General features: G+C 64.6%; 1 protein-coding gene. It reads left to right on the top strand.

Annotation, left to right across the window (positions count from 1 at the left end; translation table 11 throughout):
* Positions 1-254, top strand: a 254-nt coding sequence (locus ACFWJO_RS37415; protein WP_386872581.1) for a hypothetical protein, incomplete at its 5' end; no start/stop codon positions are given.
* Between the last annotated feature and the right edge of the window lie 337 nt (positions 255-591).

The raw sequence follows: 591 nt of genomic DNA, 5'->3' as shown, positions 1-591 counted from the left end.
ACGTAGCACCGACCCTGCCCGACACCAGCAAGCTCGCAGACCTGTTCAACGACGGCGCCTACCGCACAGCCGGGCCCGTGAAGACGGCCTACCTGGTGGGGTGGCACGACCTCGATGACGTCCTATCAGACCCTGACGTCCTCCTTGCCGCCCGCGAACTCGCCCTAGGCCAGCTCCGCAAGGGCCGAGCCATGTTCTCCCGCTTCCACAGCCCGGCCCTGGCGGACGAGGTGTTCGTCCGCATGGGGCCTTAAGGGTCACTCCGATCCCCCTTGAGGAGAATCGGAACACGCCTAAGAATTACAGCCTGGATCCGCGCGAGCACTGTGGGGCCAGACCATGATCGAAGAGCTTCGGCGAGAGCATGCGGAAGTACGACATCCGACTATGGGCTGAGGCAGAGACGCCGGGCTATGCACCGCAGGCATGCCAGAGGGGACTGTCCTGGGGAGGCAGGTGGACGCACCCCTTGGAGCATGTGCTTTCCGCAAAGCGTCGTGGGGGTTTCCTCCTCCTGCACGAGCGCAGGAAAACCCCGAACCTCCTTTCCCCCCCAGAACCCCACCTTTTTTCCGGAGGGCAAGGGGGGGC

Origin of the sequence: Streptomyces sp. NPDC127092 (assembly GCF_042722475.1) — a bacterium.
Lineage (GTDB): Bacteria > Actinomycetota > Actinomycetes > Streptomycetales > Streptomycetaceae > Streptomyces.
Note: the sequence above shows the minus strand (reverse complement) of the source record. Positions and strands in the feature narration are given on the sequence as shown.